This window comes from Sphingomonas bacterium (assembly GCF_903644055.1).
In the GTDB taxonomy this organism is placed as follows: Bacteria; Pseudomonadota; Alphaproteobacteria; order Sphingomonadales; family Sphingomonadaceae; genus Sphingomonas_I.
Map to the genome: position 1 here is coordinate 1 of NZ_CAHJXD010000241.1, position 13,304 is coordinate 13,304.

The window sequence follows — 13,304 nt, forward strand, 5'->3', positions numbered from 1 at the left end:
TCCCCCGTGCCGCCGCGCTCGGCCGCGTCGGCGGCGCGGTCGCGCGCGATCAAGGCCAGCAGCGCATCGTCGGCGGGCGATGCCGTGGCGGGAAAGGCCAGCGCCAGCGCCAGCGCGGTTCCGATCAGCGCCCGCATATCGCCTCCTGTTGACTTGGCGGGTGGCGCCACTCAAGCGCCCCGCATGCGCTTCTTCTCCGACAATGCCGCCCCCGTCCACCCGGCCATATTCGCCGCCATGGCCGCCGCCGATCGGGTCGACACCGCTTATGACGGCGATGCGCTCAGCAAGGCGCTCGACGCGCGCTTCTCCGCGCTGTTCGGCTGCGAGGTCGCGGCCCTCTGGGTGCCGACCGGCACCGCCGCCAACGCGCTGGCGCTCGCCGCATTGTGCCCGCCGTTCGGCGGCGTGATCTGCCATCGCGACGCGCATATCCAGAACGACGAATGCGGCGCCCCCGAATTCTTCACCCACGGCGCCAAGCTGCTGATCGCCGAGGGCGCGGGCGCCAAGGTCACGCCCGAAAGCGTCCGCGCGGTCGCCGATGCGATCGCCGACGATGTCCATCGCGTCCAGCCGCGCGCGCTTTCGATCACCAACGCCACCGAATATGGCTGCGTCTATCCGCCCGCCGAGGTCGCGGCGCTGGGCGCGCTCGCCAAGGCGCGCGGCTGGCGCTTCCACATGGATGGCGCGCGTTTCGCCAATGCGATTGTCCATCTCGGCTGCACGCCCGCCGAACTCACCGTGCAGGCGGGCGTCGATGTTCTCAGCTTCGGCTTCGTCAAGAATGGCGGGCTTTCGGCCGAGGCGCTGATCTTCTTCGATCCCGCGCTGGCCGACGATACCAGGCGCCGCCGCAAGCGCGCCGGCCATCTGCTCTCCAAGGGCCGCTACCTCGCCGCGCAAATCCACGCGATGCTCGATGGCGACGTCTGGCTGGAAACCGCCCGCGCCGCCAATCGCGCCGCCGCGACGCTGGCGGGGGCGGCGGGCGGGCGCCTGCTGCATCCCGTGCAGGCCAACGAAATCTTCCTTCGCGCCACCCCATCAGAGGCCGCCGCGCTGCGCGCCCAGGGGTTCGACTTCTACGATTGGGCGGAAGGCGAGATCCGCCTCGTCACGCATTGGGCAAGCCCGGAGGCCGAGGTGGCGGCGCTCGCCGCGGCGATCACCGCGCTATAGCCTTCACGCGATGACGCGCGGTCTTTACCGCGCCGAGCGCAGATGCGCCTCGATCTTGTGGCGGAAGGCACCGAGTTCCCCGGCGATACGCTCACATTCCACCGGGTCCATGGCGGACACAAGATCATCGAGCCGCACCTGCGCCGCCGATACTATCTTCCGATAGACGGCTTTCCCCGCCGGCGTGATGGCGAGCAGGTTGGCGCGCTTGTGATCGGGGTTGGGCCGGACCTCGATCAGCCCGAGCCCGGTCAGCGTGATCGCCGCGCGCTGCACGACCTGGCGGTGATGGCCGAGGCTGCGCCCGATCTGCGGCACGGTGGGCGAGGATCGCGATTCCGCGACGGCGGTCAGCACGGTGCTCTCCAGCGGAGTCAGCCCCGTCGTCGCACCCGTGTCGTTGAACAGGTTCCGCAATCGCGGGCCGAGGCGCACGATCTCGTCGATCATGGCGACCAACGGGCCGTGCGATGCCGATCCCCTGCTCATCGCGCGTCATTCGCATAGAGAAGTCCGCTTGGAAATCCACCGATTGCGCGATCATGACCGGCGATCGGCTGATATGTCTCTATGTTCCATGTTGACACTCGTGTTGCTATTTCTAAGATGCTTTTGGACCGCCGCGAGGTAAAAGAATGTCGCATCACGCCTCAGTGACCGCCGAGCAGATCTGCCAGTACCAAATCGATGGCGCCGTCTTGATCAAGCGCGCGCTCGATCCGGGCGGCATCGCGCTCCTCGAACAGGGTGTCGAGGAGGCCTATCGCGCGCAGGACAAGCGCGCGACCAAGCTGGATGGCGAGGGCGGCGCCGAGACGGTGGTGCGCGACTATGCTACCCAGCACAGCCCGTCGCTGCTTGCGCTGACCAACGGCGGAGCGGTGGGAAGGATCGCCGCCGGGCTGATGGAAACGGCATCGGCGCAGGTGATCCTCGATCAGATCTTCTACAAATCGCGGGGGCCGATCCTGCCGACTCCGTGGCATCAGGATACGCCATTCCTGCGGGTGAGGGGCGATCCGCTCGTCCGTCTGTGGTTCCCGTGCGATTTTTCTCCGAAGGCGCTGACCGTGCAGGTCGTCAGAGGATCGCATCGCTGGAACACGGTCTACAATACGGGCGCGAACGCCGATCCCGAAGCTGGCGCAACGCGAGGCGTGGGCGATTCGTGGCTGCCGCCCGCGCCGGACGTGCGGCGGTATCGCGAGAGCTTCGATATCCTGAGCTGGGATGTCGAGCCCGGCGACGCCGTGGCATTCCAGGGCAATATGCTGCACGGCACCGATGGCCATCCGGGGCATGATAGTCCGCGCAGGGCGTTCGCGATCCTGCTCGGCGGCCCGGAGCTCCGCTATCATGCGCCGGAAGGAAAGGCCTTTCCGTCGCCCGGCCGGGTTCGAGGTCTCAGGGCCGACGACGCCATTCCTCACGGCGCGAAGATCGGCGACTATCGCGATGCCTTTCCGATCTGCCCGACGTGAGCCGCCGGTTGGGCAATCCACTCGCCATGCTCGCTCGCGATCACGCGGGCCGACGCTGCTGCTCGATATGCTGGAGGCGGGCGGGTCCGCCAACCTGCTCACACCGAAAGCACAGCCCGTTCCGCATCGTGGCCGCGATGCGGCGGGAGATCATCGTGCAGATGGCGCAGCCGCGTGTTATTGGCTAACAGGCAAAGTCCGAATGACTGTCGCATCCACGATGCGGAATCGATGAAGGTGTGCAATTTAAACTGTTTCTCTTGATAAAGGTGTCGGCCTAAAGGCGCTCGTCGGCACGGCCGGCCCCGGCTCCAGGGGTGAAGATGAAGGTGAGGATGACAGCATGCAGGTAAGCCACGCTGTAGTTGAGCTGGATGGGGTTCAGGGCGATATCAATTATGTCCGCAATCCCCAGCCGGAGGGTGCGGAGCCGCTCGCCTTCGTCACCGAGGACGAATCCCGGAACACGATGATCACCTTGCCGGGAATACCGATGTTCATCGAAGATGTCCGGGGCCAGCAGACTTCGCTCGATAGGGAGGGCTTCGAGCTCGTCCGGCACAAGAGCGGGGTCGCCGATTTTAACCTCATCGAGGAAGATGAAGCGGTCGACCAGCTCTACATCGACGAAATGGCGGCGCTGGCGAAGGAACTGACCGGCGCCACCTTCGTGGTGATGCAGGGCGGCGGCAAGAAGCGCTATGGCAAGAAGGCGGTGCAGCACGAGTCGGGCGATCTGAAGAATGCGTTTCCCGCTCTCTATCCGCACGGCGATACCACCGACACCTCGGCTTACGCGCTGGCGAGCCTGTTTGCCGGGGCCATTCCGGGCCTGGAGCTGGGCTCGGCCAAGCGGTGGGCGCTGATCAATTTGTGGCGGCCGATCACGCCGCCGCCGCATGATTATCCGCTGGCCGTCTGCGACGCGCGGACGACGGTACCGAGCGATGCGGTTCCGGTGATGGCGTATACCGCGACGCGTGGGGGCGAGCTTGTGTTCGAAACGCACGGCTATCTGCCCAACCCTGATCATCGCTGGTGCTATTTCCGCGACATGACGCCGGACGAGGTGCTCGTGTTCAAGACGCATGACAGCGATCCGGATCGTGCGCACCAGGTCGCGCATACCGCCTTCTTCGATGCGACCTGCCCGCCGGACGCGCCGACCCGCGGCAGCGTCGAGATGCGCGCTTTCTGCGTATTCGATTGAGCTTTGCGAACGGCGCGGCGCATCAGCGATAATCCGCGCCAACTGACATTCCGAGAGGATGACGACCAATGTACGACCTCCTGATTCGCAACGGCCTCGTGCTCGACGGAACCGGGGCGCCATCGCGCCGCGCCGATGTCGCGGTGAAGGATGGGCTGATCGTCGCGGTGGGCGAGATCGAAGGCGAGGCGCGCGACGTTATCGACGCCAAAGGGGCGATCGTGACGCCCGGGTTCATCGACGTCCACACCCATTATGACGGCCAGTTCCTGTGGGACAACGAGCTCGATCCGAGCTTCTCCAACGGCGTTACCACCGCGATCGGCGGCAATTGCGGCGTCGGCTTCGCGCCGGCCGATCCCAAGTATCGCAAGGAATTGGTGGAGATGATGGAAGGGGTCGAGGATATCCCCGGCATCGTGCTCGACGAGGGGCTGGACTGGAACTGGCGCAGCTTCCCCGATTATCTCGATCGCCTCGGTGAGCGGGAATATACGATGGATGTCGGCGCCCAGCTCGCGCATGCGCCGCTGCGCGTGTTCGTGATGAAGGAGCGCGCGCTCGCCCACGAGCCCGCCAATGATGACGACATCGCAGAAATGGCGCGGCTCACGCGCGAGGCGATGGATGCCGGCGCGATCGGCGTTTCCGGCTCGCGCATCCTCGAGCATCTGAGCAGCAAGGGCGCGCATGTACCGGGCACCTTCGCCGAGGATCGCGAGATGATCGCGCTGGCCACGGCGATGGGCGAATCGGGCAGGGGTGTGTTCCAGATCGTCCCGCTCGGGACGTCGGGCGACCTCCTGGGCACCCAGATCCCGGTTGAGGAACGGCTGAAGGAGCATGATCGCTTCGAGGCGCTCGCCGAAGCTTCGGGCCGCCCGGTGACGTATCTGCTGCATTCGCACAACCATGCGCCCGAGGAGTGGCGGGCGATGGCCGCCGCGTCCGATGCCGCGCGCGCGCGCGGACTCGACGTCCATCCGCAGGTCGCCGCGAGGGGCCTTGGGCTGCTGCTCGGGCTCGACAGCTACCACATCTTCGCGGGCAAGCCTTCCTATCTGGAAATCGCGCATCTGCCCCGCGCCGAGCGCGCGGCGGCGATGCGCGATCCCGCGCGCCGCGCCGCCATCCTGTCCGAAGAGTCGATCGATCCGGCGACCGCGGCCAATCCGCGCGCGGTCGCGAGCGCCGGACATTTCGCAAAGGCGCTGCACCGTTTCTATGTGCTGCGGCCGCCGATCGATTATGAGCCGGCCGAAGATCAGCGGCTGGACCGCATCGCCGAAGCGTCCGGCAAGACGATGGCGGAGGTTTTTTACGATCTGGTGGCGGAGGGCGCGGGCGGCAACATGATCGCCGATTTCGCGATGAACTATACCAACGGCAACCTCGATTCCGTTCACGACATGCTTGCGCATCCCGGGACGATCAGCGGATTGGGCGACGGCGGCGCCCACCTGATGATGATCAGCGACGCCGCCATGCCGAGCTTCCATCTCAGCTTCTGGGCGCGCGACCGCACGCGCGGGCCGAAGCTGCCGATCGAGCATATGGTGGCCAAGCTGACCAGCGAGCCGGCGAAGCTTTATTGCCTGTCGGATCGCGGCGTGGTGGCCCCCGGCAAGAAGGCCGATCTCAATGTGATCGATCTCGACACGCTGGAGATCGAGATGCCCTATGTCGCGTTCGATCTGCCGAAGGGCAGCGGCCGGCTGCTGCAACGCGCCAAGGGCTATCGCGCCACGATCGTTTCGGGCGTCGTAACCCGGCGGAACGACACGCCGACCGGAGCCAAGCCGGGAAGGCTGATCAGAGCGCATTGACGTTCAACGCAGACAAAGCCGCGCACCGGGCCGCGCACCGGCCGATCGCTCATCGAAAGGAAGTTTGACGTGTCAACGGAAGAGCTTAGCGATATCAGCAGACTCTTCGCCGATACGGTAGTGCCGCCTTACGTGCCGCCGGAACTGGTGCGCCCCTTTCCCTACGGGCTTGGCGCGAAGACCAAGGAACAGCCGCACAGCTTCATCGCGGATATCCATAAGGGGCCGCCAATATTCTGGGTCAGGCATTCTTCTTCGACGCCGATGGGCGGCTGGGTTCCCCGTCGGATGGAGGATATTCGGAACATCTATTACGATAACGATCATTTCAGCGCGAGCGGTCTTTCCGGATTCGCCATGATGATCGGCGAAACCTGGGTGAATGTCCCCTCCGAGCTCGATCCGCCGCATCATACGTTGATACGGTCCGCGATAAATCCCCTATTCACGCCCAAGAAGATGGCGGCGCTCGAGGATAGCGTCCGCCAGCACACCAGAAACTCGATCAGCCTGTTCAAGGACAAGGGCAGCTGCGAGCTGATGAGCGACTTTGCGTTCGAATTTCCGATTCGGATATTCCTCGAGCTGATGGGCTTGCCGCAGTCGGATATGAAGCAGTTCCTGATATGGGAGCATGATCTTCTTCATTCGATGAGCCTTGCGGGCATCATGGGGACGCTGAGATCGGTATCCGATTATCTGCGAAGCGAGATCGAAGCGCGCCGGAAGGCACCCCGGGAGGACTTCATCAGTTACGGCCTGAACGTCGAGGTGGACGGCCGTCGGTTTACCGACGACGAGATCATGGGTTTCTGCTTCAACCTTTTCGTCGGCGGCCTGGATACGGTTTCGACCAATATCGGTCATCAATTCCGCCATCTCGCCGAGCGGCCCGATCACCAGAATCTGCTGCGTAACGATCCCCAGCGAATCCCCGGCGCGATCGAGGAGATGATGCGCGCCTATGCGGCCGTGGCCACGGGACGCCGATGTATCAAGGAAGTGACGATCGGCGGCGTCACGATGCAGCCGGGCGACTCGGTAGCGATGGCGACCTTCCTTGCCGGACGGGATCCGGAAGCGTTCGAGAATCCGGAGGTCGTGGATTTCGATCGCAAGCCGCGCCACGTAAGCTTCGGCTATGGTGTCCACACCTGCATCGGAATGCATCTCGCGAAGCGGGAAATGCGGGTCGCATTGGAGGAGTTCCTCGCGGCCATACCGGAATTCGGTATTACGCCGGGCGTCGAGGTGGAATCCTATCTCGGCGGAATGATCGCACCGATCGCGCTCCCTCTGTCCTGGTAATCGCTATTCCCGCTTCGGTCCGCTTTCCCGCAGGGCAAGGGAGATCGAACGGGAAGAGGGATGTGTGGCGCACCCGAAGGGATTCGAACCCCTGGCCTCTGCCTTCGGAGGGCAGCGCTCTATCCAGCTGAGCTACGGGTGCCTGTTTGCGCGCTTAGCAGGGCCGTCGCACCGCCGCCACCCCGATCGGTCCCTATATCAGCGCAGACCAATCACCGGCTGAAATTGCCCGAGGCCGCAGCTTGCGCCGCGATGCAGCCCGGCGCCGTTGCGGAACACGGTGATGATGTCGGTCGAGCAGAGCTGGCTGAGCGAGGTTTGGTAGCTGAACGCACGCTCCGCGCCGAGCTCGGGGCAAGCGAAGGGGAGCACGTTCCGGTACGACGTCTTGCCGTTCATGACGAAATCGATCGTGCGATCGTCTCGCACGCGGGTCTCGCGGATCGCGGGGATGAAGACGCAGCTTTGCGCCTTACCCGCGAGCGTCACCGGCGGGATGCCCTTCGGCTCCCGGGCGGAGGTGCCGCCCGCCAGCGCGGCGGCGGCGATCAGGATCAGCGGCAGGATGCGTGGCATGGGTCAGCTCTCCGACACGGCCTCGCGCACGGCCGCATCGGCGGGCGGCGGGGTCTTGGGCTTGAACGCGCAGAGATCGGCTTCGATGCAGCGCCAGCATTCGGGCCGTCGCGCCTTGCAGACGTAGCGCCCGTGGAGGATCAGCCAGTGATGCGCACGCACCCGGAAAGGCGCGGGCGTCACCTTGTCGAGCTTATCTTCCACCGCGCGCACATCCTTGCCGCGCGCGAGGCCGGTGCGGTTGCCGACGCGGAAGATGTGCGTGTCGACCGCGATCGTCTCCTCGCCGAACGCGACGTTGAGCACGACGTTGGCGGTCTTGCGGCCGACGCCGGGCAACGCCTCCAGCGCGGCGCGGTCGCGCGGCACCACGCCGCCATGGCGATCGACCAGCGCTTGGGCTGCGGCGATGACGTTCCTGGCCTTGGTGTTGAACAGGCCGATCGTCCTGATGTGCCGCTTTAGGCCCTCCTCGCCCAGCGCGAGCATCGCGGCGGGGGTATCGACCTGCGCGAACAGCCGCCTGGTCGCCTTGTTGACGCCGACGTCGGTCGCCTGGGCGGACAGCGCCACCGCGACCAGCAAGGTATAAGGATTGTTCCATTCGAGCTCGGTCTCGGGCGAGGGGTTCGCCTCCGCCAGCCGCCGATAGAATTCGAAGACCTGCGCCTTGTTCACGCCAGCCCGAGCACGTCCGTCATCGTATAGCGTCCGGGCGGCCTGCCCTTGAGCCATTGTGCCGCACGGAGCGCGCCCCTGGCGAAGATCGCGCGGCTTTCGGCGCGATGGCCGAGTTCGATCCGCTCGCCTTCGCCCGCGAAGACCACCTGATGGTCGCCCGCCACCGATCCGCCGCGCAGCGACGCATAATAGACGCCGCCTTCCTCGCGCGTCCCCGTCTGCACCCGGTTGAGCGCGACGCCATCGGCCGCGCCGCGCCCGCGATTGGCGGCAGCACCCAGCAGCAAGGCGGTGCCCGATGGCGCATCCCGCTTATGGCGATGATGCATCTCGACGATCTCGATGTCCCAGTCCGCGCCCAGCCGCCGTGCCGCTTCCTCGACCAGCGCGGAGAGCAGATTGACGCCGAGCGAGGTGTTAGCGGTCTGTAGCACCGCCAAGCGCCGCGACGCCGCGTCGATCGCCGCATGATGCGCGGCCTCCAGCCCCGTCGTCCCGATCAGGATCGGCGTATTGGCCATGCGCGCGGCATCGAGATTGGCATCGAGCGCGCCCGGGCTGGAAAAGTCGATCAGCACATCGGCGCTCGCCGCCAGCGCGGCCAGATCGGCGCAATCGCCCATCACCGCACCCCGGCGATCGAAGCCGCCCGCCACCGCCACGTTCGCCTCGGTGGCCAGAGCGGCGATCGCCTGCCCCATGCGGCCCGCCGCGCCGATGATCCCGATCCGCATCACAGCCGGGGGCTCAGCCGCCGCCGATCCAGCCCGCGATCTCCTCCGCCACCCGATTGGCCGCCTGGTTGATCCCGACCGCCGCCGCGGGGCCATCGGTACTGCCGATCGGCACACGGGCCTCGAAGCGCCGCGTTTGCAGCGTCGTCGATCCCGATCGCGCGAGCACGCCATCGAACATGACCACCGCCGCCATGCCCGGCCCATCGAGCCCGAACTGGACGAGCTGTCCCGAGATCCTGAGATCGGGCTGCAACCCCGTCGCGCGCTGATCGGGCACATAGCGCCCCGTCCTGGCGGTGATCGTCTCGGCGACCAGGTTGCGGAACAGGAGTGCCGGCGCCGCCACCCATTGCGCATCCTTGACATAGGCGACCGCATTGGGCCCGTCCTGCACCATCACCCGCTGCGTCGCGAGCGCGGGCTGCGCGGTGGGGATGTTGACCGCGATCGAGCGCTCGTCGCTCGTCGCTTTCGCAGCACCGGCGGAAACGGTGGCCGACGGCGTCAGCGCCATCAGCGTCGCGGGCGTCTTTGGCCCGAGGCTGATGCAGCCCGCCAGCAGGAGCGGCAATGCCGGGGCGGACAAGCGGCGGATGATCATCATCATGGCTTCCTCTGGCTCACTTGCGGGGCTTGTAATCGGGCAGACGGCCGCCGCCGATCAGCCCGCCGGCGCCGCCGCGATCCAGTTTGCTCGAAATCTGCTGAAGCGATTGCGCGGTTTCGGCGAGGTTGCGTACCAGCTCGTTGATCTGCGGCACGGTCTGCGTGCTGACCGCCTTGATGCCGGGGCGCGCGTCGGCGATCGCGGCATCGAGATTGGCCATGCTGCTCTTGGCGGATCCCACCGCCGTGTTGAGGTTGGCGAGGATCGGCTTGATATTCTTATCGGTGGTCTGCGCGAGATTGCCGATCTGCTGCGCGGCGGTGCCCGCCTGCTGGATCGCGGTGCGCGCCTCCGCCATCGTCGCGGCAATGTCCTGGCTGCGATCGGCGAGGCTTCCCGAGATCGTATCGACATGCGCGAGGATGTTGCTGATCGACCGCTGGTTCTGCGGGTTGAGCAGATCGGTGAAGCGCTCGGTCAGCGTCGTGATGCGATCGAGCAATTGCGGCGCATTGGCGAGAATCGCGCCGAGCCCGCCCGCTTTGGGGGGGATCAGCGGCAAGCCCCACGGCCCCGGCTGATCGATCGGCGGCGCGCCCTTGACCGCGCCGTCGAGATTGATCGTGCTCGTGCCCGTGAAGCTGCCCTGCACCGTCGCGGTCGTGCCCTCCAGCACGGGGGTATCGTCCTTCACCTGGATGCGGACGCGGATCAGCTCGGGCTGGTCGGGCAGCAGCGTGATATCGTCGATCTTGCCGACGGGCACGCCGGAAAAGGCCACGGTCGATCCCTTGGCGAGGCCATCGACCGAGGTCTTGAACAATATGTCGAACTTCTTCTCATGCGCGCCGCCGAAGCCGGCGAGCCAGACCGTGACGATCACCGCCACCGCGAGCAGGGCCAGCACGACGCCGCCGACCAGCACATTGTTCGAGCGATTTTCCATCAGCGCTCCCCGCCCCCAATTTTGGCATTCTCGCCCTCGGCCGTGTTCTTCGGCCCGTCCCGTTCGGTCTTGCCACCGCCGGTGTCGCCGCCCGCCGAGGCCAGCGCGGCCTCGCGCTGCTTCAGATTTTCGGCGCGATCGTCATTCGCATGCCGCTCCGTCGTCTCGGCCGCGGCGCGCCCGCGCGGGCCGCTGAAATATTCTTTGATCCAGGGATGGTCCAGCGCCAATAATTCCGGGATCGTGCCCACCGCGACCACCTTTTTGTCGGCCAGCACCGCCACCCGATCGCAGATCGCGTGCAGCGTATCGAGATCGTGCGTGATCAGGAAGACGGTGAGGCCCAGCGTTTCCTTGAGGCCCTTGATGAGATCGTCGAACGCCGCCGCGCCGATCGGATCGAGCCCTGCGGTCGGCTCGTCGAGGAACAGCAGCTCGGGATCGAGCGCCAGGCTGCGCGCGAGGCCCGCGCGCTTGCGCATGCCGCCCGAAAGCTCGGACGGAAATTTCGGCCCGGCCTCTACCGCCAGCCCACTCATCGCCACCTTGTAGGTCGCGATCTCGTCGAGCAGTTTCTCGTCGAGCTGCGGATAATATTCGCGCAAAGGCACCTCGACATTCTCGGCGACGGTCAGCGTCGAGAAGAGCGCGCCGCCCTGAAACAGCACGCCCCAGCGTTTGCGCACCTCCCGCGCCTCGCGCTCGTCGCGGCCGATCATCGGCTCGCCGAACACCTCGACCTCGCCCGCCATCGGCTGCTGCAGCCCGATGATCGAGCGCATCAGCACCGATTTGCCCGTGCCCGATCCGCCGACCACGCCGAGGATTTCGCCCTTCTTGACCTCGAGATCGAGGCCATCGTGGACGATCTGCTCGCCGAAGCCGTTCCTGAGGCCGCGCACGACGATCACGGATCCGCCTTGCGCGAACGAATCGGGCTGTTCGGGGGCGGCGGCACGCGTGATGGCCATGCTCATATCCAGCCGATCATCGCGAAGAAGACGGCGAAGAAGGCATCGAGCACGATCGTCAGGAAGATCGATTGCACCACCGCCGCCGTGGTGCGCAGCCCCACCGCCTCGGCATTGCCCTCGACCTGCATGCCCTGAAAGCAGCCCGCGATCGCGATCAGCGCGCCGAACACCGGCGCCTTGATCAGCGTCTGGAGCGCATCGGTGATCGGCACCACCTCGTGCACGCGCTGGATGAACGCCGCCGGAGGAATGCCGAGCGAGGTCCAGGCGAACAGCCCGCCGCCGACCAGCGCGATCATCGCCGCATAGAAGCTCAGGAGCGGCATCATCAGCACCGCCGCGAGCACGCGCGGGATCACCAGCGCCTCCATTGGCGAAACGCCGATCGTGCGCATCGCATCCACCTCCTCGGCGAGCCGCATCGATCCGATCTGCGCCGCGAACGCCGATCCCGATCGCCCCGCGACCATGATCGCGGTCATCAGCACGCCCAGCTCGCGGAAGGTCAGCCGCCCGACGAGGTTGATCGTGAACACCTCCGCGCCGAACTGGCGGAGCTGGATCGCGCCCTGCTGCGCGATGACGATGCCGATCAGGAAGCTCATCAGCCCGATGATCCCCAGCGATTCGACCCCGACGACCTCGAATTGCCGGACGATCGCATGCCAGCGCAGCCGGCGGGGGTGCAGCGCGAGATCGCCGAGCGTGACCAATATGCCGCCGAAGAAGCCGATCAGGCCGATCATCGTGCCGAACGCCGCCACCGTCGCCGCGCCGATCTGGCTGAGCACGCGGAAGAAGGCGGGCGTCTTGTCGGGGCGGATCTTGAGCGGGTGATCGGCGGCGGCGACCTGCTCCAGCAGATGCGCCTCTTCGTCGGCGGCACCCGTCACCTCGGCATCGCTGTCGCGCACCAGCCGATGGATCAGCCATGCCCCCACCGTATCCATCCGCTCGACGCCGCTGAGGTCGACCTTCCTGGGATGCTGGACAGATTCAAGCCGACGCGGCAGATCGCCGATCCGCGCGAGCGTCAGCATGCCCCTCAACCGAAGCGTCCCGCCGTCGGCCTCGTCAACGTCAAAGTCGGCGGCGGCGCTCATGGCACCCCGATTATCGCTTCGGCGGAAAAGCGCAACCGCTTGCCTTTGCGCGGCGCTTGGTGTCCCGACGCGTCCGATGACCGACCTCGCCATCTACGACATGGATCGCACGATCACGCGCGCGGGCACCTACACGCCGTTCCTGATCCACGCCGCCGCGCGGATCGCGCCGTGGCGGCTGGTGCTGGCGCCGCTCGTGCCGCTGGTGATGGCGGCCTATGCATGTCGGCTGATCGACCGCCGCCGCCTCAAGGAAGTGGTGCAGCGGCTGTTGCTCGGCCGCGCGGTGCCGCGCGCGCGGCTGTCGCGCGCCGCCGAAAGCTTCGCCGATCTCACGATCAAGGCAAACCTCCGTCCCGGCGCGATCCGCCGGATCGCCGAGGATCGCACCGCCGGCCGCCGCCTCGTGCTCGCCACCGCCTCTTACCGTTTCTACGTCGAGCCGATCGCCGCCCGGCTGGGGTTCGACGACGTCATCGCCACGGGCAGCATCACCGGGCTAGACGACATCATCCATGCGCGGATCGACGGCGAGAATAATTACGGCCCCGCCAAGCTCCGCCTGATCGAGGCTTGGTGCGCGCGCGAGGGCATCGCGCGGGCCGAGGTACGGGTGCGCTTCTATTCGGACCATGTCTCCGATGCCCCCGCGCTCGAATGGGCCGACGAG

The 13,304-nt window shown here is 66.4% G+C and carries 14 protein-coding genes and 1 tRNA gene; 6 read left to right on the plus strand and 9 right to left on the minus strand.

Annotation, left to right across the window (positions count from 1 at the left end; genetic code table 11):
- Positions 1 to 183: 183 nt before the first annotated feature.
- Entirely contained in the window at positions 184 to 1,185 is a 1,002-nt protein-coding gene (locus HUU94_RS10630) for a threonine aldolase family protein (RefSeq protein ID WP_174275056.1), read from the plus strand.
- Between the two features lie 24 nt (positions 1,186 to 1,209).
- On the opposite strand, the gene HUU94_RS10635 is transcribed toward HUU94_RS10630, so the two are convergent.
- Entirely contained in the window at positions 1,210 to 1,674 is a 465-nt protein-coding gene (locus HUU94_RS10635) for a MarR family winged helix-turn-helix transcriptional regulator (protein WP_174275057.1), read from the minus strand.
- A 146-nt stretch (positions 1,675 to 1,820) separates the two neighbouring features.
- On the opposite strand from HUU94_RS10635, the gene HUU94_RS10640 reads away from it, so the two are divergent.
- The 4 genes from HUU94_RS10640 to HUU94_RS10655 all read left to right on the plus strand — a co-directional run bounded on the left by HUU94_RS10640 (position 1,821) and on the right by HUU94_RS10655 (position 7,010).
- Complete coding sequence (locus HUU94_RS10640; RefSeq protein ID WP_302480198.1) at positions 1,821 to 2,666, plus strand: phytanoyl-CoA dioxygenase family protein; 846 nt, start codon at positions 1,821 to 1,823, stop codon at positions 2,664 to 2,666.
- Between the two features lie 343 nt (positions 2,667 to 3,009).
- On the plus strand, positions 3,010 to 3,876 hold the full coding sequence (locus HUU94_RS10645; protein WP_174275059.1) for a CmcJ/NvfI family oxidoreductase: 867 nt from the start codon (positions 3,010 to 3,012) through the stop codon (positions 3,874 to 3,876).
- Between the two features lie 68 nt (positions 3,877 to 3,944).
- Positions 3,945 to 5,702, plus strand: a complete 1,758-nt coding sequence (locus tag HUU94_RS10650) for an N-acyl-D-amino-acid deacylase family protein (protein ID WP_174275060.1) — start codon at positions 3,945 to 3,947, stop codon at positions 5,700 to 5,702.
- 69 nt (positions 5,703 to 5,771) lie between these two features.
- Complete coding sequence (locus tag HUU94_RS10655) at positions 5,772 to 7,010, plus strand: cytochrome P450 (protein WP_254602140.1); 1,239 nt, start codon at positions 5,772 to 5,774, stop codon at positions 7,008 to 7,010.
- Between the two features lie 65 nt (positions 7,011 to 7,075).
- Here HUU94_RS10655 and HUU94_RS10660 read toward each other — a convergent pair.
- The 8 genes from HUU94_RS10660 to HUU94_RS10695 form a co-directional block, all read right to left on the minus strand.
- Positions 7,076 to 7,152, minus strand: a tRNA-Arg gene (locus HUU94_RS10660).
- 56 nt (positions 7,153 to 7,208) lie between these two features.
- Entirely contained in the window at positions 7,209 to 7,586 is a 378-nt protein-coding gene (locus HUU94_RS10665) for a hypothetical protein (RefSeq protein ID WP_174275061.1), read from the minus strand.
- Between the two features lie 3 nt (positions 7,587 to 7,589).
- A complete protein-coding gene (gene nth, locus HUU94_RS10670) occupies positions 7,590 to 8,264 on the minus strand; it encodes an endonuclease III (RefSeq protein ID WP_174275062.1) in 675 nt (224 codons plus the stop codon).
- A complete protein-coding gene (gene dapB / locus HUU94_RS10675) occupies positions 8,261 to 9,004 on the minus strand; it encodes a 4-hydroxy-tetrahydrodipicolinate reductase (RefSeq protein WP_174275063.1) in 744 nt (247 codons plus the stop codon). Before dapB ends, nth begins: the two co-directional genes overlap by 4 nt.
- Before the next feature lie 10 nt (positions 9,005 to 9,014).
- Positions 9,015 to 9,608, minus strand: a complete 594-nt coding sequence (locus tag HUU94_RS10680) for an ABC-type transport auxiliary lipoprotein family protein (protein ID WP_254602141.1) — start codon at positions 9,606 to 9,608, stop codon at positions 9,015 to 9,017.
- A 16-nt stretch (positions 9,609 to 9,624) separates the two neighbouring features.
- Positions 9,625 to 10,557: an MlaD family protein gene (locus HUU94_RS10685; RefSeq protein ID WP_174275064.1), complete on the minus strand. Its 933-nt coding sequence runs from the start codon at positions 10,555 to 10,557 to the stop codon at positions 9,625 to 9,627.
- Positions 10,557 to 11,528 carry an ABC transporter ATP-binding protein gene (locus HUU94_RS10690; protein ID WP_174275065.1) on the minus strand — a complete coding sequence of 324 codons (972 nt, stop codon included), beginning with the start codon at positions 11,526 to 11,528 and terminating at the stop codon, positions 10,557 to 10,559. Before HUU94_RS10690 ends, HUU94_RS10685 begins: the two co-directional genes overlap by 1 nt.
- Before the next feature lie 2 nt (positions 11,529 to 11,530).
- Positions 11,531 to 12,634 (minus strand): ABC transporter permease, encoded by a 1,104-nt coding sequence (locus HUU94_RS10695; RefSeq protein ID WP_174275066.1) that lies wholly within the window; start codon positions 12,632 to 12,634, stop codon positions 11,531 to 11,533.
- 76 nt (positions 12,635 to 12,710) lie between these two features.
- Between HUU94_RS10695 and HUU94_RS10700 the strand changes: the two genes are divergently transcribed.
- On the plus strand, positions 12,711 to 13,304 hold a 594-nt coding region (locus HUU94_RS10700; RefSeq protein ID WP_174275067.1), incomplete at its 3' end, for an HAD family hydrolase.

What these genes read in the sequence shown, in the direction of transcription:
- HUU94_RS10630 (WP_174275056.1), top strand. Translation starts at nt 184, where the DNA reads ATGCGCTTCTTCTCCGACAATGCCGCCCCCGTCCACCCGGCCATATTC.
- HUU94_RS10635 (WP_174275057.1), bottom strand. Translation starts at nt 1,674, where the DNA reads ATGAGCAGGGGATCGGCATCGCACGGCCCGTTGGTCGCCATGATCGAC.
- HUU94_RS10640 (WP_302480198.1), top strand. Translation starts at nt 1,821, where the DNA reads ATGTCGCATCACGCCTCAGTGACCGCCGAGCAGATCTGCCAGTACCAA.
- HUU94_RS10645 (WP_174275059.1), top strand. Translation starts at nt 3,010, where the DNA reads ATGCAGGTAAGCCACGCTGTAGTTGAGCTGGATGGGGTTCAGGGCGAT.
- HUU94_RS10650 (WP_174275060.1), top strand. Translation starts at nt 3,945, where the DNA reads ATGTACGACCTCCTGATTCGCAACGGCCTCGTGCTCGACGGAACCGGG.
- HUU94_RS10665 (WP_174275061.1), bottom strand. Translation starts at nt 7,586, where the DNA reads ATGCCACGCATCCTGCCGCTGATCCTGATCGCCGCCGCCGCGCTGGCG.
- HUU94_RS10680 (WP_254602141.1), bottom strand. Translation starts at nt 9,608, where the DNA reads ATGATGATCATCCGCCGCTTGTCCGCCCCGGCATTGCCGCTCCTGCTG.
- HUU94_RS10685 (WP_174275064.1), bottom strand. Translation starts at nt 10,557, where the DNA reads ATGGAAAATCGCTCGAACAATGTGCTGGTCGGCGGCGTCGTGCTGGCC.
- HUU94_RS10690 (WP_174275065.1), bottom strand. Translation starts at nt 11,528, where the DNA reads ATGGCCATCACGCGTGCCGCCGCCCCCGAACAGCCCGATTCGTTCGCG.
- HUU94_RS10695 (WP_174275066.1), bottom strand. Translation starts at nt 12,634, where the DNA reads ATGAGCGCCGCCGCCGACTTTGACGTTGACGAGGCCGACGGCGGGACG.